Annotated in this window: 23 protein-coding genes; 16 read left to right on the top strand and 7 right to left on the bottom strand. The window is 55.4% G+C overall.

Annotated elements, in window-relative coordinates; genetic code table 11:
• Positions 1-11: 11 nt before the first annotated feature.
• The 10 genes from nuoE (at position 12) to C8R21_RS07530 (ending at position 12,195) form a co-directional block, all read left to right on the top strand.
• Entirely contained in the window at positions 12-515 is a 504-nt protein-coding gene (gene nuoE / locus C8R21_RS07575) for an NADH-quinone oxidoreductase subunit NuoE (protein ID WP_107762156.1), read from the top strand.
• The gene (nuoF, locus tag C8R21_RS07570) at positions 451-1,770 is read left to right on the top strand and encodes an NADH-quinone oxidoreductase subunit NuoF (protein WP_258192307.1); all 1,320 of its coding nucleotides are present in this window, start codon (positions 451-453) and stop codon (positions 1,768-1,770) included. Before nuoE ends, nuoF begins: the two co-directional genes overlap by 65 nt.
• A 43-nt stretch (positions 1,771-1,813) precedes the next feature.
• Positions 1,814-4,642 carry an NADH-quinone oxidoreductase subunit NuoG gene (nuoG, locus tag C8R21_RS07565; protein WP_107762154.1) on the top strand — a complete coding sequence of 943 codons (2,829 nt, stop codon included), beginning with the start codon at positions 1,814-1,816 and terminating at the stop codon, positions 4,640-4,642.
• Positions 4,643-4,747: 105 nt separating this feature from the next.
• On the top strand, positions 4,748-5,701 hold the full coding sequence (gene nuoH / locus C8R21_RS07560) for an NADH-quinone oxidoreductase subunit NuoH (RefSeq protein WP_107762153.1): 954 nt from the start codon (positions 4,748-4,750) through the stop codon (positions 5,699-5,701).
• A 27-nt stretch (positions 5,702-5,728) separates the two neighbouring features.
• Positions 5,729-6,244 (top strand): NADH-quinone oxidoreductase subunit NuoI, encoded by a 516-nt coding sequence (nuoI, locus tag C8R21_RS07555; protein WP_107762152.1) that lies wholly within the window; start codon positions 5,729-5,731, stop codon positions 6,242-6,244.
• A 34-nt stretch (positions 6,245-6,278) separates the two neighbouring features.
• A complete protein-coding gene (gene nuoJ / locus C8R21_RS07550) occupies positions 6,279-6,845 on the top strand; it encodes an NADH-quinone oxidoreductase subunit J (protein ID WP_107762151.1) in 567 nt (188 codons plus the stop codon).
• Positions 6,842-7,189 carry an NADH-quinone oxidoreductase subunit NuoK gene (nuoK, locus tag C8R21_RS07545; RefSeq protein WP_256210313.1) on the top strand — a complete coding sequence of 116 codons (348 nt, stop codon included), beginning with the start codon at positions 6,842-6,844 and terminating at the stop codon, positions 7,187-7,189. The genes nuoJ and nuoK overlap by 4 nt, the downstream gene beginning before the upstream one ends.
• Positions 7,190-7,193: 4 nt before the next feature.
• The gene (nuoL, locus tag C8R21_RS07540; RefSeq protein ID WP_107762150.1) at positions 7,194-9,182 is read left to right on the top strand and encodes an NADH-quinone oxidoreductase subunit L; all 1,989 of its coding nucleotides are present in this window, start codon (positions 7,194-7,196) and stop codon (positions 9,180-9,182) included.
• Positions 9,164-10,666, top strand: a complete 1,503-nt coding sequence (gene nuoM / locus C8R21_RS07535; protein WP_107762149.1) for an NADH-quinone oxidoreductase subunit M — start codon at positions 9,164-9,166, stop codon at positions 10,664-10,666. The genes nuoL and nuoM overlap by 19 nt, the downstream gene beginning before the upstream one ends.
• The gene (locus C8R21_RS07530) at positions 10,663-12,195 is read left to right on the top strand and encodes an NADH-quinone oxidoreductase subunit N (protein ID WP_107762148.1); all 1,533 of its coding nucleotides are present in this window, start codon (positions 10,663-10,665) and stop codon (positions 12,193-12,195) included. The genes nuoM and C8R21_RS07530 overlap by 4 nt, the downstream gene beginning before the upstream one ends.
• Before the next feature lie 78 nt (positions 12,196-12,273).
• On the opposite strand, the gene C8R21_RS07525 is transcribed toward C8R21_RS07530, so the two are convergent.
• From C8R21_RS07525 to C8R21_RS07510, 4 genes are all read right to left on the bottom strand, one after another.
• Positions 12,274-13,239 carry an ADP-ribosylglycohydrolase family protein gene (locus C8R21_RS07525; protein ID WP_107762147.1) on the bottom strand — a complete coding sequence of 322 codons (966 nt, stop codon included), beginning with the start codon at positions 13,237-13,239 and terminating at the stop codon, positions 12,274-12,276.
• Positions 13,240-13,296: 57 nt separating this feature from the next.
• Positions 13,297-13,479 carry a Trm112 family protein gene (locus tag C8R21_RS07520; RefSeq protein ID WP_107762146.1) on the bottom strand — a complete coding sequence of 61 codons (183 nt, stop codon included), beginning with the start codon at positions 13,477-13,479 and terminating at the stop codon, positions 13,297-13,299.
• 222 nt (positions 13,480-13,701) lie between these two features.
• On the bottom strand, positions 13,702-14,118 hold the full coding sequence (locus C8R21_RS07515; RefSeq protein ID WP_107762145.1) for an ExbD/TolR family protein: 417 nt from the start codon (positions 14,116-14,118) through the stop codon (positions 13,702-13,704).
• A gap of 99 nt (positions 14,119-14,217) precedes the next feature.
• Positions 14,218-14,829 (bottom strand): MotA/TolQ/ExbB proton channel family protein, encoded by a 612-nt coding sequence (locus tag C8R21_RS07510; protein ID WP_107762144.1) that lies wholly within the window; start codon positions 14,827-14,829, stop codon positions 14,218-14,220.
• A 335-nt stretch (positions 14,830-15,164) separates the two neighbouring features.
• Between C8R21_RS07510 and xseA the strand changes: the two genes are divergently transcribed.
• From xseA to htpX, 5 genes are all read left to right on the top strand, one after another.
• A complete protein-coding gene (gene xseA, locus C8R21_RS07505; protein ID WP_107762143.1) occupies positions 15,165-16,508 on the top strand; it encodes an exodeoxyribonuclease VII large subunit in 1,344 nt (447 codons plus the stop codon).
• A 251-nt stretch (positions 16,509-16,759) separates the two neighbouring features.
• Entirely contained in the window at positions 16,760-17,137 is a 378-nt protein-coding gene (locus C8R21_RS07500) for a DUF423 domain-containing protein (protein WP_107762142.1), read from the top strand.
• A gap of 68 nt (positions 17,138-17,205) precedes the next feature.
• A complete protein-coding gene (locus C8R21_RS07495) occupies positions 17,206-18,405 on the top strand; it encodes a THUMP domain-containing class I SAM-dependent RNA methyltransferase (RefSeq protein ID WP_107762141.1) in 1,200 nt (399 codons plus the stop codon).
• Positions 18,398-18,901: a disulfide bond formation protein B gene (locus C8R21_RS07490; RefSeq protein ID WP_107762140.1), complete on the top strand. Its 504-nt coding sequence runs from the start codon at positions 18,398-18,400 to the stop codon at positions 18,899-18,901. Before C8R21_RS07495 ends, C8R21_RS07490 begins: the two co-directional genes overlap by 8 nt.
• A gap of 204 nt (positions 18,902-19,105) precedes the next feature.
• Entirely contained in the window at positions 19,106-19,987 is an 882-nt protein-coding gene (htpX, locus tag C8R21_RS07485) for a protease HtpX (protein WP_107762139.1), read from the top strand.
• Positions 19,988-20,115: 128 nt separating this feature from the next.
• On the opposite strand, the gene C8R21_RS07480 is transcribed toward htpX, so the two are convergent.
• Positions 20,116-20,916: an MlaA family lipoprotein gene (locus C8R21_RS07480; protein ID WP_258192306.1), complete on the bottom strand. Its 801-nt coding sequence runs from the start codon at positions 20,914-20,916 to the stop codon at positions 20,116-20,118.
• 357 nt (positions 20,917-21,273) lie between these two features.
• Complete coding sequence (gene murJ, locus C8R21_RS07475) at positions 21,274-22,809, bottom strand: murein biosynthesis integral membrane protein MurJ (RefSeq protein ID WP_107762138.1); 1,536 nt, start codon at positions 22,807-22,809, stop codon at positions 21,274-21,276.
• Between the two features lie 208 nt (positions 22,810-23,017).
• Here murJ and rpsT point away from each other — a divergent pair, with 208 nt between their 5' ends.
• Positions 23,018-23,281 carry a 30S ribosomal protein S20 gene (gene rpsT, locus C8R21_RS07470; RefSeq protein ID WP_074973352.1) on the top strand — a complete coding sequence of 88 codons (264 nt, stop codon included), beginning with the start codon at positions 23,018-23,020 and terminating at the stop codon, positions 23,279-23,281.
• 197 nt (positions 23,282-23,478) lie between these two features.
• Here the strand turns inward: rpsT and C8R21_RS07465 are convergent, their stop codons facing one another.
• Positions 23,479-24,282, bottom strand: coding sequence for a slipin family protein (locus tag C8R21_RS07465; RefSeq protein WP_107762137.1), 804 nt, complete (start codon positions 24,280-24,282; stop codon positions 23,479-23,481).
• Between the last annotated feature and the right edge of the window lies 1 nt (position 24,283).

The raw sequence follows: 24,283 nt of genomic DNA, 5'->3' as shown, positions 1-24,283 counted from the left end.
GAGGGGAAACAATGCTGAGCGAACAGGAGAGGAGAGAAATAGAAGCGCATGCGCGGCACTACCCGAATAATCGGGCGGTATGCATCGAGGCGCTCAAGATCGTGCAGCAGCATCGTGGCTGGGTATCGAACGAGGGGATTGCCGACGTGGCCGAGGCACTGCAGATGAAGCCGGCTGAACTGGAGAGCGTTGCAACCTTCTACAACATGATTTTCCGCAAGCAGGTAGGCAAGCATGTCATTTTGCTATGCGACAGCGTCAGTTGCTGGATCATGGGTTATGAACGCCTGCGCGAGCACCTGGGAGACAGGCTGGGTATCAGGCCGGGTCAGACCACCGCCGACGGGCGCTTCACGCTATTGCCGAATGTGTGCCTGGGCGCCTGTGACCATGCTCCTGTCATGATGGTGGATGATATGCATTACCAGGACCTGGATCCCCCCAGGATCGATGAAATTCTGGCAAGTTATCGACAGGAAGAAAAATCGAGCGATGGAAACGCCGCTGACTCATAACATTTCACCGGGCAGGGAGCCGCCGGATCTTGCGCAGTACGAGAAGGCCGGCGGTTATGCCGGGCTGCGCAAGGCGCTCGGCATGTCGCCGGCGGAAGTTCAGGCAGCGGTGAAGGAATCAAATCTGCGCGGGCGTGGCGGAGCGGGGTTCCCAACTGCACAGAAATGGAGTTTTGTGCCGATGGGCGATGATGCGCCGCGGCCCAAGTATCTCGTTTGCAATGCCGACGAGATGGAGCCGGGGACATTCAAGGATCGCATGTTGCTCGAAGGCGACCCCCACCAGTTGATCGAGGGCATTATCATCAGCGCCTATGCGATCCAGGCTGACGTAGCTTACGTATTTCTGCGCTGGGCTTACAAACTGGCAGCCCGGCGCATGGAGGGGGCAATCGCTGAAGCATGCCGCCACGGCTACCTCGGTAAAAATATCCTGGGCTCGGCATACAGCCTGGAGATGCATCTGCACGTCAGCGCCGGGCGTTATATGTGCGGGGAGGAGACTGCGCTGCTCAATGCCCTCGAAGGCAAGCGCGCCAATCCACGCGCCAAGCCTCCATATCCCCAGGTGAGCGGCCTGTGGGGCAAGCCTACCATTGTCAATAACGTGGAAACCTTGTGCAACATTCCGCACATCCTGAACCAGGGCGCCGAATGGTTCAAGAGCCTGAGTCGCAGCGACGACGGCGGAACCAAGCTGTACGGGGTAAGCGGGAGAGTGAAGAATCCTGGGATATGGGAATTGCCCATGGGCACTTCCATACGGGAGATTCTGGAAGAGCATGCGCGCGGCATGTGTGACGGCTATCAGTTTCGCGGGTTGCTGCCGGGTGGCGCTTCGACGGATTTTGTTACTGCCGAGCACCTCGACCTGGCGATGGATTTCGATTCGATGAAAAAAGCCGACAGCCGCCTCGGCACCGGCACCATGATTGTCCTTGATGACAAGACCTGTCCCGTTGGGATGCTGCTCAATCTGGAGCATTTTTTCGCCCAGGAGTCATGCGGCTGGTGCACCCCATGCTGGTCGGGGCTTTCCTGGATCGAACAGATATTGCAGGACATGGAGGAGGGTCGCGGCCGGGCTTCCGACCTTGAACTGCTGGAATCCCATACGCGCCTCCTGGGTCCCGGACATACCTTCTGCGCCCTGGCGCCGGGTGCAGCCGAGCCGCTGCAAAGCGGCCTCAAGTATTTTCGCGATGATTTCGAGCGCCATATCCATGAGAAACGCTGCCCCTGGAGCCAGACGTGAGAGTTGAAGCGGGAAATATAGCGAGGCTGGCAAGGCGAGTGTGATGGCGACTATCCATATCGACAATCGTCCCTATCCTGCCAAAGATGGTGAGAATTTATTGCAGGAGTGCCTTTCGCTGGGATTCAACCTGCCTTATTTCTGCTGGCATCCAGCGCTCGGCTCGGTAGGCGCGTGCCGCCAGTGCGCGATCAAGCAGTTCAAGAACGAGGAAGACAAGCGCGGCAAGATTGTCATGGCGTGCATGACTGCCGCTAAAGACGGGATTCGAATTTCCATCGACGATCCCGAAGCAAAGGAATTTCGCACGAGTGTGGCGGAATGGCTGATGGTGAATCATCCGCACGATTGCCCGGTGTGTGACGAGGGCGGCGAATGCCATCTGCAGGATATGACGGTCATGAATGGGCATGTCTATCGCCGCTACCATGGCCGCAAGCGTACCTTCCACAACCAGGACCTCGGCCCGCTGGTCAACCATGAGATGAATCGCTGCATTCAATGCTATCGCTGCACGCGGTTTTATCGTGATTATGCTGGCGGTCGGGACCTGGATGCACTGATGCTGCGCAATCAGGTCTACTTCGGCCGTCATCAGGATGGCGTTCTCGAAAGCGAGTTCAGTGGGAACCTGGTGGAGGTTTGCCCTACCGGCGTTTTTACTGATAAGACACTGAAACGGCACTATACGCGCAAGTGGGATTTGCAAACGGCGCCATCGGTGTGTGTGCATTGCGGGCTGGGTTGCAACACCATTCCCGGCGAGCGTTACGGCGTGTTGCGGCGCATCCGTAACCGCTTCAATGGTGCGGTAAATGGTTACTTCCTGTGTGACCGCGGCCGCTACGGCTACGAATTTGTCAATAGCGAGCGCCGGACCAGACAACCCCTGCTGCGAAAAAACAGAACCGAACCACTGCAACTTGCCAGCAAACGCGATGCGCTTCAACATCTGGGCGAAATGTTATCCGGCAGGGCCCGGGTGATCGGTATCGGTTCTCCGCGCGCTTCGCTCGAAGCCAATTTTGCGTTGCGCACCCTCGTTGGGCGCGACCGGTTTTATCTCGGAATCTCTGAAAGGGATTCCCGCCTGCTTGCTTCCGTTCTGGATATTTTAAAAAAAGGCCCTGCCCGCACCCCGTCATTGCATGAAGTGGAATTGGCGGATGCGGTGCTGGTATTGGGTGAGGATGTGGCCAATACCGCGCCGCGGCTCGGACTGGCCCTGCGGCAGTCGGTGCGCCGGCAGCCGGAAAAGATAGCGAAAAAAATGGATATTCCGCTCTGGGATGATCATGCGGTGCGTGCAGCGATGCAGGAAGAGCATGGGCCATTGTTTATCGCCACCATGGCGAATACCCGACTCGATGATATCGCCACCCGCACCTTCCGGGGACCTCCCGCTGAATTAGCCCGTCTGGGGCTCGCAATAGCGCACGCACTCGATCCGATCGCGCCGCAGGTACCGGATTTGTCCGACACGACACAGGCATTGGCAAGTGCAATCGCCGAAAAGCTGATGGCAGCTGAGCGCCCGCTGGTCATTTCCGGCATGGGTTGCGGAGACAACGCCGTTGTTGAGGCAGCAGCCAATGTGACATGGGCGCTTTGCAATATGGGCCGCGCTGCCGAGCTCTGCTATGTAGTTCCCGAATGTAACAGTCTTGGCGCCATGCTGCTGGGCGGCGGCAGTCTCGAAACCGCACTGGAAGCGATGAACGATGCTGCGGATATTCTCATCATTCTCGAAAATGATCTTTATCGGCGGGGGGATGCCGCCATGGTTGATCGGCTTCTCGCTGCCGCGCGGCACATCGTGATAATCGACCACATCGAGCATGCGACCAGCGCGAAGGCTGACGTGGTGTTGCCGGCAGCGACCTTTGCCGAGGCCGATGGCACCCTTGTGAATAACGAAGGCCGGGCGCAGCGGTTCTTTCAGGTATTTGTACCCAAGGGTGAGATCGAAGGTGATATCAAGGGTGATACTCCACGCGATATTCCCGGCGATATCCAGGAAAGCTGGCGCTGGATGCGGGACATCATGGTTGCCGGCCGCGGGGATGAAAGGCAATGGTCAAGTCTGGACGATGTCACTGCTGCTTGCGCTGCAGCGATTCCCTTCCTGGAACCCATTTTACGCGCCGCCCCCCCGGCGGCTTTCCGTATGGACGGACAGAAGATTCCGCGTGAGTCCCATCGTTATAGCGGACGCACCGCCATGCACGCCAATGTAAACATCCACGAACCCGAACAGCCGCATGATCCCGATACAGCCTTGGCATTTTCGATGGAAGGCTACCTGGGTCATCCGCCGCCGTCGCTTATTTCCCGGTTTTGGGCGCCCGGCTGGAATTCGATACAGGCGTTAAACAAGTTCCAGGACGAAGTGGGTGGCCAGCTTTCCGGGGGGGATCCAGGCGAGCGCCTGATCCAGGCGACGCCGGGGAAAAAAGCTGCTTATTTTGAAAATATACCGCCCGGCTTCGAGCCGCGCCCGGGCGAATGGCTGCTGTTGCCGTTGCACCACATCTTTGGTTCGGAGGAGTTGAGCATCCTCGCGCCCGGCATCGCAGAGCTCAGTGCCCAGCCCTATCTCGCGCTCAACCCGGAGGATGCAAGTAATCTCGGATTGACTGCAGGGGATGAGGTGCAGTTGCGCTTGAGGGCGCAGACGGATGTCACGGCAGATGGCTCGGCGGCAGATGGCTCGGCGAATGCCGCCACTACTCCCGCTGAAATTTTCCGGCTGACGCTGCGCTTCAAGCCTGGGCTGCTGCACGGTACTGCGGGGCTCCCTGTCGGCCTGACAGGCATGGGTAATCTTGCGGGAGTCGCCTTGCCAGCATGGGGCGAGCTAAAGAAGGTGTAAAGGGAAAAGGTGTAAAAGGGAAAGGCGGAGAAGGGAAAGCAAATGTAAGGATAGATAGAGGAAAGAAGCTACGAATGGATTCAGCCAGGAATAGTGGATTCAGTCATGAATGAATGGGCCATCATCTGGGCGAACCTGATTTTGATCCTGGCCATCGTGTTTGCTTTCTCGGCGATGCTGTCCTGGATCGAGCGCCGCCTGCTCGGCCTGTGGCAGGATCGCTATGGACCCAATCGGGTAGGGCCCTTCGGGGTTCTGCAAATCGTCGCCGACTCGATCAAGCTTCTTACCAAGGAGGACTGGATACCGCCCTTTGCAGACAGGGCGGTGTTCGTGCTGGCGCCGGCAATCGTTGCCGTCACCACGCTGCTTGCGTTTGCCGTCGTGCCAATCGCGCCGGGCATCGGCGTGGTTGATCTGAACATCGGATTATTGTTTTTTCTTGCCATGTCTTCGCTTGGCGTCTATAGCATCGTGCTGGGTGGATGGGCATCCAACAGCAAATATTCGCTGCTCGGGGGCTTGCGCGCAGCGGCACAGATGTTGAGCTATGAGGTTTTCATGGGTCTGGCGCTCATGGGTGTTGTCATGCTCGCCGATTCATTTAACCTGCGCGATATCGTTGCCGCGCAGGAAAATCTCTGGTTCTGTGTGCCGCAGATCCTGGGCCTGGCAACTTTTGCCGTGGCAGGCATTGCTGAGGCGCGCAGGCTTCCTTTCGATTTGCCCGAGTCGGAGAACGAGCTGGTCGCAGGCTTTCATACCGAATATTCCAGCATGAAGTTCGGTCTGTTTTTCATTGGCGAATACGTCGGTATCACCCTTATCTCGGCAATGATCGTCACCTTATTCTTCGGCGGATGGCTGGGCCCACTGCTGCCTCCACTGGTCTGGTTTCTGCTCAAGACTTTTATCGTCGTCGCCTGCTTCGTCCTGCTGCGGGCGGCATTGCCACGCCCCCGTTACGATCAGCTGATGGCCTACGGCTGGAAAGTCATGCTGCCAGTCACGCTTGTCAATTTGTTGATCACCGGCGCAGTCGTATTGTCAACGGCATAACTGCTCATATAGCTTCGGGAGAAGATCATGTGGAATTCTCTGAAGACAATGTGGATCGTTTTTCTGCACATGTTCCGCCGCCGGGTAACCATTCAATACCCGGATGAGAAGCCCAACATCCCGCCGCGCTGGCGCGGACGCATCATTCTAAGCCGCGATCCGGACGGGGAGGAACGCTGTGTCGCCTGCTACCTCTGTGCGGCAGCCTGCCCGGTTGATTGCATCGCGCTTCAAGCCACCGAAGATGAGCACGGACGCCGCTACCCCGAGTTCTTCCGCATCAATTTTTCGCGCTGCATTTTTTGCGGATATTGCGAAGAGGCCTGCCCTACCGATGCGATCCAGCTTACGCCGGACTTTGAAATGGGCGAATACAACCGGAAAAACCTGGTGTATGAAAAAGAGGATCTGTTAATCGATGGCACCGGCAAATATCCCGGCTATAACTTCTACCGGGTGGCGGGAGCTACGATCGGAGGAAAAAACAAGGGCGAGGCCGAGAATGAAGCGCCTCCGGTAGACCCGCATTCGCTGTTGCCTTGATCCGTACCTTTGATTACTGATTCAGGAGGAGGTTATGGAAGCGACATTCTACTTGTCCGGAGCGGTTGCCGTCGCAGCCACGCTGATGGTCATTACGCGGGCGAGCGCCGTACATGCATTGCTCTACCTGATCGTGTCCCTGCTTGCGGTGGCGATCATCTTTTTTGTGCTGGGGGCGCCGTTTGTCGCCGCACTGGAGGTCATCATTTACGCAGGCGCTGTCATGGTACTGTTCGTGTTCGTGATCATGATGCTCAACCTCGGCAAAGCCGCCGCGGTCAAGGAGCGGGAATGGTTGAGTCCCGGCATGTGGGTGGGACCCTCCATACTGTCGGCATTGCTCCTGGCAGAACTGATTTATATCCTTGTTCAGAATGTACAGGATATGCAGGGCGCATATGGCGGTGCCCCGATCTCCAGCGGGGTTGTGGTCGATTCGAAGGAAGTCGGCATCGCGCTCTTCGGGCCCTATCTCCTCGGTGTCGAGCTGGCATCGCTGCTGCTGCTGGCGGGATTAGTCGGCGCCTGTCATCTCGGCTGGCACACCGAGCCACGTTTCGGTTCGCATTCAGCATCCCGTTCGGATGGAGCGGGGTCGTGACGACGGCCGCCGCCGCATCCGCTGCTACCACAGTTGCGGCTGCTGTTCCCATGCATCATGGCCTGCTACTCGCCGCAATCCTCTTCGCGCTGGGAATGACCGGCATCCTTGTGCGGCGCAACCTGATTTTTATCCTGATGTCGATCGAGATCATGCTGAATGCTGCCGGACTTGCCTTCGTGGTGGCCGGTTCACACTGGGTCCAGGCCGACGGGCAGGTGATGTTCATCTTTATCCTGTCAGTGGCGGCGGCTGAAGTCTCTGTCGGCCTGGCATTGCTGCTGCTGTTGCACCGCCGCTTCCAGACACTGGACGCCGATGCGGTAAGCAAGATGCGGGGGTGATAATATGCTGCCCCTGCTCTGGCTTATTCCCACGCTGCCTCTAGCCGGCTTCCTGCTGCTGGTGCTGGGTGGAAACCATCTGGGGCATCGCAGTATCGCGGTAATCGGGACGGGATCGGTGGCTCTCGCGGCATTCATTGCCATCCTGATCGGAATCGACTTCGTCGCTGCACCGCCACCGGGTTTTGTTTTCCGGCAGGAAGCATGGACCTGGATCGCTGTGGTCGATTTCTCGCCAGGAATTGTTTTTTATCTTGATGCCTTATCACTGGTGATGGTCCTGGTCGTGACTGTCATCAGTTTCCTGATACATCTTTATTCCACAGAGTTCATGAGGCGCGATGAGGGCTATGCCCGCTTTTTCGCCTATATGAATCTCTTCGTCGGCTCGATGTGCATCCTGGTTCTTGCCGACAATCTGCTGTTTCTTTACCTGGGCTGGGAAGGGGTGGGACTTTGCAGCTACCTGCTGATCGGATTCTGGTATCGCGACCCTGCCAATGGGCGCGCGGCGCGCAAAGCATTTATCGTGACCCGGGTCGGCGATACCGCCATGGCGATCGGCTTTTTTCTGCTGTTCACTCATCTGGGAACCCTTGATATCCAGCCGTTGATGCAGCGCGCGACGCAGCAGTGGCCGGAGGGGTCGGAGCTCGCTATTCTCGCTGCAGCGCTTCTGTTTGGTGGTGCGGTGGGCAAATCTGCCCAGCTCCCGCTACAGACTTGGCTGCCTGATGCAATGGCCGGCCCCACACCGGTGAGCGCGCTGATGCATGCGGCGACTATGGTAACAGCAGGCGTATATCTGATCGCCCGCACGCACGCGCTCTTTACGCTCGCCCCAGTAGTGCAGCTTGCGGTAGCAGTGGTCGGCGCCCTTACCCTGCTACTGGCGGGATTCAGTGCGCTCGCGCAAAACGACATCAAGCGGGTGCTGGCCTATTCGACCATCAGCCAGCTTGGTTATATGTTCCTTGCTCTGGGAGTAGGCGCCTGGTCAGCCGCCATCTTTCACCTGGTGACGCACGCTTTCTTCAAGGCTCTGCTGTTCCTGAGTGCAGGTGTGGTCATCATGAGCCTGCACGAGGAACATGATATTTTCCGGATGGGTGCACTGAGGAAAAAACTTCCCGTTACATTCTGGACTTTTCTGATTGGCAGCGCATCGCTCGCGGCGCTGCCGCTCGTTACTGCGGGCTTCTACAGCAAGGACCTGATTCTTTGGCAGGCCTGGTCGTCAACAGGAGGGAATCCATGGTTATGGGCCGCGGGGTGGGGAGGTGCAATATTGACGGGACTCTACATCTTTCGCGTGGTGTTTCTCGTCTTTTTTGGCCAAGAGAGGACTGCGACGCCTCCTGAAACCCGACGGCCAGGGCTGCGCATAACTATACCGCTTGTCGTTCTTGCAGCATTCTCTCTTGTGGGCGGATGGATTGAAACCCCGCCTTTTCTCGGAAATTTAACGCTGTTTTCCGATTTTGTTCAGCATGCCTTGCCGTCCACTCAGGGCGTTCATGACGGTAAAAACGACGAAACCATTCTGGAGCTGCTCGCAGTTGCTGCCTCTCTTGGCAGCATTGCGTTGGCATACCTGTTGTTTTTGAGATATCCAGCCTTTCTCCATAGGCTGATGCTGATCCCGGCATTGGCAAGAATCCGGGAGTTCTGGCATTTTGGCTGGGGCTTCGACAGTTTTTATGAGTTCCTGTTCGTCCGGCCCTATGTCTGGCTTGCACACGCCGATCAGCGTGACGTGATCGACGATATCTACCGCATGGCGATTGCATGCACACTCAGGTGGCTCCAGAAGATCAAGCGGCACGACCTGATCGACAATATCTACAGCGGCCTGGCCGGGCTTTGTCTGTTTTTCCATCGCGCCTTGAGTGCAACGCAAAGCGGACAGGTACGTCGCTATGCGGCAGCGATTGCCGCCGGATCGATCGGTATTATATTCATGGGGGTATTCGCATGGTCCTCGCTGCATTGATTTTCATTCCGGTAGTGGGCGGTTTGCTGTCATGGATGGCGGATCGCTGGCATCCGGGCGCGGCAAAGTGGCTCGCATTGGCCACGGTGGGCATCGAGTTCGTATTGACGATATGGCTTTGGCTGCAGTCTGCCAGCGCTATGGCTCTTCCCGCGCACGGGGGGTGGCTTGCCGAGACCAGGGCGGAATGGATTCCGCGTTTCGGAGTGAGCTTTCATCTGGCCATGGATGGAATAAGCCTCATCCTGGTCGTGCTGACCGCTTTTCTGGGGATAGTATCGGTGGCATGTTCCTGGACGGAAATCCAGAAGCGTGTCGGGTTCTTTTACTTCAACCTGCTATGGACTGTGGCAGGGGCGATCGGTGTATTCCTTGCGCTGGACCTGTTTCTGTTTTTCTTCTTCTGGGAGCTGATGCTGGTGCCAATGTACTTCCTGATCGGGATCTGGGGCCATGAGAATCGGCAGTATGCATCGATCAAGTTCTTCATTTTCGCGCAGGGGAGCGGCATGTTCATGCTGGTAGCAATCCTTGCGCTGGTATTCGTCCATTACCGCAGCACTGGAGTCCTGACATTCGATTATTTCGAGCTGTTGAATACAACCCTGTCTCCCTCCACCGAGATGTGGATCATGCTCGGCTTTTTCATTGCGTTCGCAGTCAAGACGCCCATCGTGCCATTTCACACCTGGCTGCCGGACGCACATACCGAGGCGCCGACAGCAGGAAGCGTGATTCTTGCAGGAGTGCTGCTGAAAACAGGAGCCTACGGACTATTGCGCTTTATTATTCCGCTATTTCCCGAGGCCGCGGCGCATTTTGCTCCGGTGGCGATGGTGTTGGGAGCAACCGGAGTTCTCTATGGCGCTTTCCTGGCGTTCGCCCAGACGGATTTCAAGCGCCTCGTGGCCTACACCAGCGTGAGTCACCTGGGCTTTGCTGTGCTCGGGATATTCGCCTGGAATCCCTGGTCGCTTGGGGGAGCCGTGATGCAGATGATCGCGCACGGCATCAGTACGGGAGCATTGTTTGTAATCGCAGGCATTTTGCAGGAGCGGACTCATACACGCGATATGCAGCGCTTTGAAGGCCTGTGGAGCGTCATGCCGCGCCTGGCGGCAATGGGATTATTTTTCGCCATTGCCGCGCTTGGGCTGCCGGGAATGGGTAATTTCGTCGGGGAATTCCTGGTACTGATGGGATTATCGACCAGCAGCGGCGTGCTGGCGTCCGCCGCGACCGTGGTATTTGTCGCCAGTGTCGTATATGCGCTTGCGCTGGTGCAGAAAACTTTTCATGGCGAGAATAAGCATGGCTGGCAACTCCATGATCTGTCAAGCCGTGAAATGGCGACCCTGTATTCAATGGCAGCCATTACCTTATGGCTGGGGTTGTATCCGCAGCCGGTCCTGAATGCCGCGCCAAACACCGCAAATAGTCCGCCCGCGATTGCTGTCGCCCGCCATGAGGTCAATGTGGAATGAACCCGATGCCCTCCGCGCTACACTCCGACTCATTGCACTTCGACCTCGTGATCCTGTCGCCGCTCATTCTCCTTGCCGCAGCTGCGGTAGTGGTGATGCTGGCCGCAGCTTTTTACCGTCATCCCCGCCCGGTCATGATATTGACGCTCGCCGGGCTGGTTCTGTCAATTGCGGCATTGTTCCTGTCCCACGGTATCGCGGGCATCGCGTCTCCTCAGGTCACGGCTCTGCTGGTACTGGATCACTACGCGCTGTTTTTCATTGGGCTCATCGTTGTCGCGACCTTTGTCGTCGCGGTGTTGTGTTACCGCTACTTCGGGGGAGACGAAAGCCGGCATGAAGCGCTTTACATCCTGTTACTGCTGGCCGCCCTTGGCGGTGGGGTTCTCGTGGCAAGCAGCCATTTTACTTCGTTTCTCCTGGGTCTGGAACTGCTCAGCATTTCGTTGTTTGCATTGATCGCCTATCCGCGATTCACAGAGCATCCTCTCGAAGCAGGAATCAAGTACCTGATCCTCGCCGGGTTCTCATCCGGGTTGCTTTTGTTTGGCATGGCGCTGGTCTATGCGCAGCTCGGGACGATGCAGTTTGTGAAAATCGGGACAATGCTTGCTGTACCGGATCAGGCGCTGGAACTCTATGGGTTGGCGGGGCTCGCACTGATTGTGACAGGTGTCGGATTCAAACTGGCGCTGGTGCCCTTCCATATGTGGACTCCGGATGTATATGAAGGTGCACCTGCGCCGATTACCGCATTCATCGCTACTGTTTCAAAGGGCGCCATGCTTGCCCTGCTGCTGCGCTATTTCCTCATGGCAGGCGCGCACCAGTCGCAGTCGATCACATTCGCATTGAGCCTGGTTGCAGTCGCGACGATCCTGGTTGGCAATCTGCTCGCCCTGTTACAGGATAACATCAAGCGGATTCTTGCCTATTCCTCGATTGCACAGCTTGGCTATCTGCTGGTCGGGTTCCTGGCCTTTGATCAGCTGGCGATCGAGGCGGTAGCTTATTTTCTGACAGCCTATTTTGTCACCATGCTGGGCGCCTTCGGTGTGGTAACGATATTGTCCGACGGGTTCAATGGGGGATCCGCTGGCGAATTCCATGGTTCAGCGGAAAGGGATAGCGACAGGCTGGCGGATTATGCGGGTCTGTTCTGGCACAGGCCGTGGCTGGCGGGAGTGTTTACCGCCATGCTGCTGTCGCTGGCCGGAATTCCCCTGACAATGGGCTTCATCGGGAAGTTCTATATAGTGACAGCCGGGGTGGAAGCCTCGTTATGGATGCCTGTGATTACGGTGGTTATCGGCAGCATCATCGCGCTGTTCTATTATCTGCGCATTATCACAGTGATGTATGCGTCGGGCCCGGAGGCAACCGGTGAAGCAATCATGCTGCGCGCTGCATCGCCCTCCTTTGCGGAAAGTGTGACGCTGGCGGCGCTGGCGTTATTGCTTATATGGCTGGGCATCTTTCCGACCCAGCTTATTGATGTGCTTGAAGGAACGATGGTGGATTTGACCTGATTACCGGTGCTTTGTCTATTTGTCCCTGTCTTGCTGCCTAACCTCATCGTCCGCCTCGTCGCTCGCCTTAGCGTTTTATCATTGAATGACTGCGCAGGCGTCTGCAGCCTCCACGAACTTCCGATATCGCGCCAGCCATTGAAACGGAATGGGGAATTCGTAAGTATTCTGTTTTGCCGAATGTGTCGCCACGAGGGCGCCCAGCATGATCGATCGGCCGCAGCTGTCTCCCCCTGCGCGTATGTTGGTTTCGACTGCGCTCCGGTAATCGCTCGCAGTTTGCGCAATGTGGAAGATGACAGGCAGACCTTCCGTGACGTGACAGGCGGGACCGAAGCGTTGAACTGCACCGGCACCATCCAGCCTGGGCATTGAGAGTGCTTCTTCAAGCAGCGGCCGGAGCATGCTGCCCGCAAGCGGCAAAGCATCTGCCAGGGCTTGTGGCATTGACATGCCATGCAAAAGGTTGAATAACGCTGCGGCAGAACATTGCGCGGCGGCGACGGCTGTTTCGTTATTGTTTGTTATGCGCACCACTTCATCGACCCGCGGCATGAGCTCATCCAGTGTTCCTGTGTGTGCAGCCACCAGCGGTGGGATCGCTGACAGGGATGGATGCTGGTCGTCATCCGCGCCGGAGGCTGCCGGAAATTCCGCCGGTTCCAGTGGTAACAATGTGCGCAGCGTGAAGCGAGTAGGGGAATCAATATACCCCACGTATTTCCCGCCCGGCCCGAAGCAAGCGCGATATTCGCTCTGATACTCGACCCGGTTGAACCGTCCGTGCTTTGCCAGGTGCTGCAGCATCAGCAGGCAAACCTCTCCATAGGAGCTTGACTCGCCGGACATCTTTCCGCCATGCGCAAAGTATCCCTTTCCCCCGGCATAATTTGCCTCCTTCGGCTGCAGAAATACAAGGCCCCGCGGCCCTCGAGCTGCTTCGATCTCTGCGATGCGGGCAGAATCATAAATCCAGTGCAGCCCCAGAGCGGCGCTGTCCGCTATCAGAGCGCCAAGAACCGCCTCACTATTCAGACTCTTCATTCTTCACATCCTTTCAGGCTTCCGGAGACCAGAAATCCAATGCCACTGGACATTCTGTCAGCTGATTTCTTCCTCCACCGGCAGCCTTCGGGCTTCATCTTCCAGCATGATGGGAATTCCATCCCTGATGGGGAATGCCAGCCTGTCGGCCTTGCAAATGAGTTCGTTTTGAGACTTCCGGTACAGCAGCGGCGATTTGCATAACGGGCATACCAGAATGTCGAGCAATTTCGGATCCATAATTCAGCCTCAATTTTAAGGTTTCACCTCAATCAGTTGCTTGCAATCAGCCGAGCCATTTTCCAGGCACTCTGCTTGAAGCTGTTTTCCAGTAACGTTCAAAGGACGCCATTGTTGGCTTGGCTGGATTCCAGGTCAAGCCGGAATGACGGAATTCATAATAATTTCTGACCGGATAATAAGGCGAAGCCCGATTTTTCGCCGGCCTTCGGTCTTCCAGCACTATTCCCGATTCTGAGTGGTGAAAGTGATGCGATTGTATCCCGCCATTCGCGCCGCCTCCATCACTGTTATAACTGACTGGTGCGTTGCCCTGGCGTCCGCATTGATGACTATCACCGGGTCTACACGGCTTCCTGCTGCCGTTCGCAATTCGTCTTGGAACTGGGCAACATTCCGAAACTGGATAGGCGTCCGATTGATCATGTAGTTCCCGGTCGCGCTGACCGAGATATCGATGACATTCAATCGCTCGCCGGATTTTTCGGAGGAGGCTTGCGGCAAAGTGATTTCCAGTTCCGAAAACCGGGAGTAGGTGGTAGTGATCATCAGAAAAATCAGGATGACAAGCAGCACATCGATCATCGGGACCAGATTGATTTCAGGTTCTTCTTTGTGTCTGCCACGCTGAAAATTCATGACCAGGATTCGATGGAATAGGGGAGCAATGGATGAGAGCGGATAAGAGCAGTTTCAGATGCGCGGGTTATAATGGATCGGGCATAACGTCTCCAGTAATCAGCCCTTTCTTTCGCCATGAATGATTTCCACCAGTTTCAATGCCTGCAATTCCATCTCTATTATCAGCTCATCCACCTTCGCGCGGAAATACCGGTAAAACATGATACTGGGAATGGCGACAAGGATGCCAAAAGCGGCATTATAAAGCGCTACGGAGATGCCGTGCGCCAGTTGCGCCGGGTTGTTGCCGCTGCCAGGAGTGGTTGCGCCGAATATTTCGATCATGCCGACCAGTGTCCCGAACAGGCCCATCAACGGGCTTATGGAGCCGATCGTTCCCAGAGTGGTGAGATAGCGTTCCAGTTGATGGGCAACGGCACGGCCGGCTTCTTCTATGGATTCTTTCATGACTTCCCGCGTACTGGTGTCATTTTTCAGTCCGGCAGAAAAAATCTGACCGAGGGGAGAATGCTTCTGGAGACGCCCGAGCATTTCGGAAGACACGCCCGCTTCGCGGTACTCACGCACTACCAGAGGCAAGAGATTCCGCGGTGCGACCACGCTGAGGCGCAGCGCCCAGATGCGCTCGCCGATGATGGCTACCGCAACGATGGATGCCAGAATGATCGGCCAGATCGGCCAGCCGGCAGCTTGAATCAACGCGAACACGGAGGGAGTCTCCTCGGCAAAAATACAGAAATAGAGTCCGAATCAGAGCGAATCAGGGCTTCGGGGATGGTCTTAATGTAGCCTGCTGCTGTGATTTCAGCAAGAATGAAAGGTTTTTTATTGTCCACAATTGCTGTGGATAAGTTTGTGGGTAATATGCAGATAGAGCTTTTAAGTCGCCCTTCCATAACAATTTTTTCTGATTAGACTAATTTTTGAACTTATCATATTTTGATTTAAAAACATAAGGTTACATTATACCCAGATTTCGCGCGGGCTGGCGCTGCGTAATATGCTATTTTCGTGACAGGTGTGGATTATTGTAAAATGTCAAGATGAATCACGTTCTGGAAATGGGTTTCGAGCGGGCGGTCATGAGCGTGAGCGAATTGAACCGCAACGCCAAGGAGTTGCTGGAGCAGGCTTTTCCATTGTCCTGGGTGGCTGGCGAGATCTCCAATATCAAGTGTTATGGCTCCGGCCACTGGTACTTCTCCCTGAAAGATGAGATTGCTCAGGTGCGCTGTGTCATGTTCCGGGAAAAAAACCAGTACCTGGACTGGCAGCCCCGGGATGGCATGCGGGTGGAAGTGCGGGCGCTGGTAACGCTATATCATGCGCGCGGCGATTTCCAACTGAACGTCGAGACTATCCGCCACGCCGGACTCGGTTCGCTGTTTGAAGCTTTCGAGCAACTCAAGGCGAGGCTTGGAAAAGAAGGATTGTTCGATTCCGAGCGTAAGAAACCATTGCCCGAGTTTCCAAAGCAGATCGGAATCATCACTTCTCCTGCTGCCGCCGCGCTGCATGATGTGCTGTCCACCTTGCAGCGGCGCATGCCTTCCGTCCCCATAATCGTTTATCCAACGCCTGTTCAGGGCGCCGGCGCTTCAGTAAAGATCGCGAGCGCCATTCAAACCGCTGCAAGCCGGGCTGAGTGCGATGTGCTGATACTGTGCCGGGGCGGTGGTTCTCTGGAAGATCTGTGGGCTTTCAACGAGGAGGTTGTGGCACGCGCAATTGCGGCTTGTTCCATTCCCATTGTCAGCGGAGTAGGTCACGAAACCGATTTTACCATTGCGGATTTTGTCGCCGATGTCCGGGCCCCCACGCCGACCGGCGCATCCCAGCTCGTGTGTCCGGACCGCGCAGAACTGGCGAGACGTGGAGAAATTCTTTGTGGACGCATGCACCGCGCGATGCAGCGGCGCATCGAAAGCCGGATGCAGCATACCGATATGCTGGGATGCCGCCTGGTACATCCGGGAAAGCGTATCGAAGCCCAACGGGTACAGCTTGCGCGTTTGCGCGAACGCCTGGAAAGCGCATGGCAACGTCATGCGAAAGAGCGGTGTTGGCGCTTGCGCGAGCTCCAGCAGCGCATGAAGATTGCAAGGCCCGACGTCCCACGGCTGGAAGAGCGCCAGCAGGAATTCCGTCTACGCCTTCAGCGGGCGATCGCATCCCGGATTGAAACTCTCGGCATGCACTTGCAACGCCGGGGAGCAAATCTTTCTCATCTGAATCCGGATTCCGTTCTGGCGCGAGGCTACAGTATTGCTTATGCCCCCGATGGCACGGTATTGAGAAGAAATGATCAGGTCGGCGTTGGCGATGTCATCCGCATCACGTTTTCGAAAGGATGGAGCAAGGCGTCCGTGGTGGAGAAGGGTGAATAACAGGAATGTGCATTCAGGACCACATTCCTTAACTTTCTGTCGAGTCTGGACATTCAGCCAAGGGTAGTGCAGACTTTGACCGTTGGTGGGATTGTGCCGACTCCACATCGAACTCCCGTTCTTCCGCAGGGGAGAGATAAGTCTTTTCCCGGATAAAGAGATGCTATGGAGATCGTTGCCATTCAATTCCGCTTATATGTTTCTGCCACTGGTCTCTGCCACTGAATCCTATCAGCTCTTTCCACAAAAATATGTCTCCAAAAATCTTTCTCACGCTGGGCGCAGTCAATGCATTTCTCTGTGTCGCTTTGGGTGCGTTCGGTGCACACGGCCTGAAGCAGACGCTTTCCGTTGATATGCTGGCCGTATACCAGACCGGTGTGCAGTATCACTTTTATCATGCGCTCGGCCTTATAGCAGTGGGTCTCGTGCTGTTTCAGTTTCCCGCTTCCAGATGGGTGATGTTATCCGGATGGCTGATGCTTGCGGGAATCGTTCTGTTTTCTGCCAGTCTTTATGCGCTGAGCCTCACGGGTATACGCGGACTCGGTGCCATCACCCCATTGGGCGGTGTGTCATTCCTCACAGCATGGGCCTTGCTTGCCTACGGCTCGTGGGCAGCGAGATAAAACCATTTCTGCGAGTATCGGAGGTCAGGTTCCTCTGATATCGTGACCCGCCTGGATTCTGTCATCCTGTGACGCTTCATCATTTTTTTGCTCCTTGTCCCCGTGGCGTGGAATCCGCGCTCGTTGCCGAGCTGGAGCGCCTCGATGCATCTGCCATAAATCGTCAGGACGGGGGCGTGGAATTCCAGGGGGACTGGGATACCTGCTATCGAACCAATTTGGAAAGCCGTATTGCCAGCCGTGTTCTCTGGCGCGTGGCCAGCGAACCTTACGCTACCGAGATTGATGTATATAAGGTTGCGCGCCACTTGCCCTGGCAAGATTGGTTCGCTCCGGCGCTTACAATCAAGGTCAACGTGGCTGCTATCAAGTGTCCGTTGCAGAGCCTGGATTTCGTTACGCTCAAGATCAAGGATGGAGTCTGCGACAGGTTCCGCGAAGTTGTCGGCAGCCGGCCAAGTGTCGATACCGCGCAACCGGATATCCGGATTCACGGCTTTCTCGATGCCCGCAGGATTTCTCTGTATCTGGATACCTCGGGTGATGCGTTATTCAAGCGCGGCCTCCGAAAGAATATCGGAGAGGCTCCAGTACGGGAAAATCTTGCTGCAGGAATTTTATCGCTGGCAGACTGGCGCCCAGGGATTCCGCTGCTTGATCCCATGTGCGGGAGCGGAACCTTTCTGCTCGAAGCGGCACAAATTGCACTGAATATACCCCCGGGGCTGGAACGGAGTTTTGCTTTCGAAAAGCTCAGGATATTTGACAAAAAACGATGGGAACAGATCAGAAAGGCGGCAATTGCAAAGCAAAAGACGAAATCGCAGCAACCGATATACGGCAGCGATCTGTATGGCAGTGCGATTGCTGTTGCCCAAGCCAATCTGGCGGCTGCCGGGCTTTCTGAAGCAGTTACTCTCAAGCAGGCGAACGTGCTGGAACTGTCCGCGCCGGCGTTCTCTGGCTTTCTTGTCACCAACCCGCCCTACGGGGTGAGATTGGGGGAGCAGAAACAGCTCATGGAGTTTTACCCGAAACTCGGAGATGTGCTCAAGAAGAAATTCAGCGGATGGAATGCCTACATACTGACCGCTGATCCGCAGCTTCCCAAGCTCATACGTTTGACAGCCTCGCGCCGTATTCCGCTCTTCAACGGCGCGCTGGAGTGCCGCTTACTGGAATATAAAATTGTATCGGGCGGGATGCGCAAAACGAAGAAAACTGCCATCGATGAGCTAGGGCGGGTAACGGGAGCCGGGCATGAGTAACCCCATGACGCAGGTACGGAGCATATGGCTGGCGATATTCCTGGGTTGCGCGGCCCTGATCAGCTACGCGCTTTATCTGCAACTCGTGGAAAATCTTTTGCCATGCCCGCTTTGTGTCGTGCAGCGCATTGCCTACTGGTTGATAGGCTTAACCGCGCTGGCCGGTTTTTTTCATATTCCGGGAACAACGGGTCGCCGCATCTATGCCGGCCTGATGACAGTCTTTGCGTTCACCGGCGGGCTGGTTGCCTTGCGTCAGGCCTGGCTCGTGCGCTACCCGGAGGCATTCGAATGCGGTATCAGCCCTGAAGAAGAGTTTCTGAACGCGCTGCCGCTGGCACGATGGTGGTCCGTCATGTTCGAAGTAAATGGCGATTGCGCCGATGTCACGTGGAAATTTGCTTCGCTTACTCTTCCGGATTGGTCGGCAATTTTTTTCATGATCCTTGCCGCGCTCTCGATTTATGTCCTGCTCATCCGCGAGAATCGGCGCTAGTGATACACTAACACCCTCCTGAACTCTTCATCCACCGGGCGCCCTGAGCCTCTTTGACAGGCTCGTTTTTAAGAGGGGCTGAGTCGATCAGGGCAGGACAGGAATATTGCGAGGAGCACGGTTCTACCTGCAGCGTCTCCTTGAAAAATTGAACTCCCATCCCTATATATGATCCATCTTTGATACAAGGAAACGGAACTGCCCATGAAGCGAATTTTTCTATTTGTAGTTACCAACCTGGCCATCTTGCTGGTGCTGAGCATCACTTTGCGCTTGTTGGGTGTTGATCGCATGCTTGATGAGCAGGGGGTGGGCATCAATTACAATTCACTGCTTGTCATGGCGGCAGTGATCGGTTTTGGCGGTTCGCTGATTTCGCTTGCCATGTCCAAGTGGACTGCGAAACGCATGACAGGTGCTGTCGTGATCGAGCAGCCTTCCGATCCGACCGAGCGCTGGCTGGTGGAAACTGTCCGGCGCCAGGCTGAGCGTGTTGGCATCGGTATGCCGGAAGTGGCGATCTACGATGCACCGGACATGAATGCCTTTGCTACCGGCATGAACCGCAACGAGGCATTGGTGGCGGTAAGTACCGGCTTGCTTCAGGCCATGACAAAAGATGAAATCGAGGGGGTACTGGCACATGAAATAAGTCATGTTGCCAACGGCGATATGGTGACGCTTGCGCTGATTCAGGGTGTCGTCAATACCTTCGTGATTTTTTTATCAAGAGTCATCGGCCATTTTGTGGATAGGGTCGTATTCAAAACCGAGCGGGAGTACGGTCCCGCCTTCATGGTTACTACGCTGATCGCTCAAATGGTACTTGGGATATTGGCTAGCATCATTGTGATGTGGTTCAGCCGGCAGCGCGAATTTCGTGCGGACGCGGGTGGAGCGCAGCTGGCCGGACGCAACAAAATGATCGCAGCGCTTGAACGGCTGCAACGCCGGCACGAGCCTTCCCAGTTGCCGGAGCGACTGGAAGCATTCGGTATTTCCGGAGGAGAGGGTGGTCTCAAAACTCTGTTCATGTCTCATCCGCCACTCGAGGTACGTATCGCAGCGCTTCGCGCAATGACCTGATCAGCCATAAAGTAAAAAGGGCGGGAGCATGTTTATGCTCCCGCCCTTTTTTGCGCCCTGTCAGAATTGACACGTCAGGTTTGACAGGCTTTTACTTTCTTGTTCCTTGTCCTTATTCCTTGGGCAGTTCAAATTTCTTCTTCATCCTCCGTATCCTTCGGCGGATTCCCGTCGTGCACCAGATTCTGCCGTCTCTGGAGGTAGGCATCGCGGATAAACTCGTATTTATCGAGCGAAGCTTCTTCGAGAGTTTTCTCGGATTTGAGCAATCCGGCGCGGGTGTCTGTGACCTTGGTGGAACCCACTATCGGGCCTATAAAGGGGGCCACGAAAAAGCTGCCCACAAAAACAGGGTCAGTCACGGTGTCGATGACGCGGCCGCCTGCGTCCCGGGTGGAACTGGGTCCGAGGAAGGGTAATACGACATAAGGCCCGCTTGCGACTCCATAATAGCCCAAGGTTTGCCCAAAATCTTCATCGTGCTTTTCAAATCCGATACCGCTCGCCAGATCCACAATCCCGGCGAGGCCCAACGTGCTATTCACTACGAACCGGGTGCTGCTGGTGAGTGCATTACCGAATTTGAGCTGCAGAAGGTTATTCAAGGTGATCGGTATGTCACCGAGGTTGGAGAACACATTTCCCACCGCTGTTTCGAGGGGGTCCGGCATTATCCATCTATAACCCTTTGCGATCGGTCTCATTAGATAGTCATCAACCGATTCATTGAATGAAAATATCTTGCGGTTGACGGGCTCCCACGGGTCTTTTTTACTGTAGGTCGGGTAAGTGGCAGGCGGAGCCGCATTTTTGAATACAGGTCCCTCAATCGCTTCTGTTTGCCTGTTATCATCAACAGAAGCGGTTTTGGCGGCCGAAGTATTCTTCTCTGAAGGAGAGCTTCCATCAGCCGCAGTGTCCTTAGCCATGACCCCACCGTTAAGGAGAAATCCAAGAAGTAACGGCAATAATAGAGGAGAAGGTTTGACGGAGCGTGCCATAGTCAAGGTAAAATCCTGAAGTTGACAGGGAATATTTTTCGTCATTATATGCCTAATTTCAAGGAAGAAAACACTTTTTTTCTCGCCCAATTCCTGCAGTTTTTTCTGGTAGGTTTGTTCCTGTTCATCTGCTTTACGACGCAATTCTCACGATCTTAATGCCCTTTCCCCTATCCTCTCTCCCACAATGAGAGAGAGGTCCGATAATCCAATCTTTTGCTGTCTATCCAGCAGTCTTTTGCGAGCAGAAATGGAAATGAAGAGTAATGCAGCGCTTCCTGCAAACTATGCAGCGCGCCGGGAGAAATCCTTGAGGCGAAAACCGAGTAGCCATAAGGTGATAAAGTAACTTGCCGCACCGATTGTCACGACTCCTGCCAGGCGTATCCCTCGCACTGCCGCCGTATCCGTCAGCCAGGAAATATCGCTGCCTGAAGCAAACCATAATATGGTCCCCATCATCGCCAGGGCTCCCGATATTTTCGCCATAAAAATGCCCCATCCTGGTTGAGGCTGGTAAATCTGGTGACGCCGTAATTTGTAATAGAGCATGCCCGCGTTGATACAGGCGCCTAATCCAATCGCAAGCGCCAGCCCGGCGTGTTGCAGCGGTATGATGAAGGCGAGATTCATCAACTGGGTCGCGACAAGCGTGATAAGGGCTATTTTTACCGGTGTCTTGATGTTTTGCCTTGCGTAGAAACCAGGCGCCAGCACTTTCACCAGAATCAGTCCCAGCAGACCCACGCTGTACGCGACGAGAGCATTGCGTGTCATCCAGACATCGTTGGTCGAGAACTCGCCGTGATGAAACAGTGTCGTGATAAGCGGCGTGGCAAGCAGTGCCAGTGCCAGCGCTGCGGGCAGCGTCAGCAGCATGGTCAGGCGCAAACCCCAGTCAAGCAGCCGGGAATATTCATCCGTGCTGTTGTCGGCATAGTGCCGCGACAAGGATGGCAGCAGGACCGTTCCGAGTGCAACACCCAGCAGACCGGCGGGAAACTCCATTAACCGATCCGCATAATAAAGCCAGGAAACGCTGCCCGTAACAAGAAAAGAAGCAAATATCGTGTTGATCAGCAGACTGATCTGGCCGATGGACATGCCGAAAACCGCCGGCGCCATTTGCTTGAGAACGCGCCACGCCCCATTGTCTCGGGATTTCAGGCGTGGGCGCGGCATCAATTTGAGGCGCATGAGGAACGGTACCTGGAAGGCAAGCTGGAACACGCCCCCGATGAATACTGCCCACGCGAGCGCCAGCACTGGCGGATCCATGAGTGGTGCCAGCCATAGCGAACAGCCGATAAACGACAGGTTGAGCAGGGCCGGAGTCAGCGCAGGCACCGAAAATCTGCTCCAGGTGTTGAGTATGCCGCCGGCCAGCGACACGAGCGAGATGAACAGGATGTAGGGAAACGTGATCCGCAGCAGTTCCACCGTGAGCTCGAATTTCTCGGGGTTTGCCGTGAATCCTGGCGCACTCACATAGATGACCAGCGGCGCCGCAATAACGCCTGCCAGCGTGACCGCAAATAGCGCAATGAACAGCAGTGTTGCGACATGACTTACCAGTTCGCGCGTATCTTCGGCTGTGCGGCGATTCTTGTATTCGGCAAGTATGGGTACGAAGGCCTGCGAAAACGCCCCTTCGGCGAACAGACGGCGCAACAGGTTGGGGATACGGAATGCCACAAAGAAAGCGTCGGTTTCGACGCCTGCGCCAAAAATGCGGGCAATGATGACATCCCGCACAAATCCCAGAATGCGGGATATGAATGTCATCCCGCTGATGGTGGCAAGGGCTTTGAGCAGATTCATGGATGCGTATGTTAACTGAATACCTGAAGTTTAGGGTTGCTTCACCATGAGCCATTCTTCATTGCCGTTCTCCGGTAGGTGGGATCAAATCAGTACAAGTGCTGCAATGGTTAGCAACAACAGATAGAGTTGTCAGTTTTCTTGCAATCAGGCGTAAACATCCGTATCATTCAGAAATTTTCCGTAAAGGGTAATCCGAGGAATTTTCATGGCCAACAGCGCACAAGCAAGAAAACGTGCTAGACAGAATATCAGTCATCGTAACTGCAACATGAGTTTGCGCTCGGAGTTGCGCACAGCAATCAAGCATGTGAGGAAGGCGATCGGATCGGCTGACAAAAATACTGCCCAGGCCGCATATCAGGCGTCTGTCGGTACCATAGATTCGATTGCGGACAAGGGAATCATTCACAAGAACAAAGCAGCCCGTCATAAAAGCCGTCTCTCGGCAGCCATCAAGGCGATGGCCTGATCGTTCAAATCCCAACAAAAGAGCCCGGGAATCACTCGGGCTTTTTTGTTGGCGCTCCTTTTGTCAATGGTTAGCACAAACCCGATCATGACATGGGTACGCAAAAGTTTCCGGCTTGAGCAGGAAAGGATCGGTTTCGGCTGGGTGGAGTCCGCATTGGCATCGGCATTAGCGGCGTTTACATAGATTCAGCGGGATCATGCATCGGGAGCTTCTGGTCCTTCTGTATCATAAGCTTTCGCCTTCCGGTTTCCGGCCGCCTCTGTCAGCGTCGATACCAGATCCATCGGCACTGGAAAAATAACGGTATTGGATTTATCGCCCGCAATTGTCGTGAGCGTCTGGAGATAGCGCAGTTGCATGGCGCCGGCCTGTCGCGACAGCGTTTCTGCCGCCTGCATGAGTTGCTCGGATGCCTGTAATTCACCCTCTGCGTGAATCACCTTGGCACGGCGCTCGCGTTCCGCCTCCGCCTGCCGGGCAATAGCCCGTATCATGGATTCATCGATGTCCACATGCTTGATCTCGACATTCGAGACCTTGATACCCCAGGCATCGGTTTGAATGTCCAGCACCTTCTGGATATCCATGTTGAGCTTCTCGCGTTCAGCCAGCATTTCATCGAGTTCGTGCTTGCCTAATACCGATCGCAACGTGGTTTGTGCGAACTGACCGGTGGCGGCAAGAAAGTTTTCCACCTGGATGATGGATTTTTGCGGATCCACCACGCGAAAATACACCACGGCACTGACTTTTACAGAGACGTTGTCGCGTGAAATGACATCCTGGCTCGGTACGTCCATCACTATGGTACGCAGATCAACTTTCACCATTTTCTGGATACCGGGAATGATGATGATGAGGCCGGGGCCTTTCACCTTGTAGAAGCGCCCAAGCAGGAACACGACACCGCGTTCATATTCTCGCAGAATCCGGAATATCGAGAATAGGGCGAGGATAAGAATGAGGGCGAGCGTGCCGAATACCGAATTGGCGAGCATA

Origin of the sequence: Nitrosospira multiformis (assembly GCF_003050865.1) — a bacterium.
GTDB lineage: Bacteria > Pseudomonadota > Gammaproteobacteria > Burkholderiales > Nitrosomonadaceae > Nitrosospira > Nitrosospira multiformis_E.
Note: the sequence above shows the minus strand (reverse complement) of the source record. Positions and strands in the feature narration are given on the sequence as shown.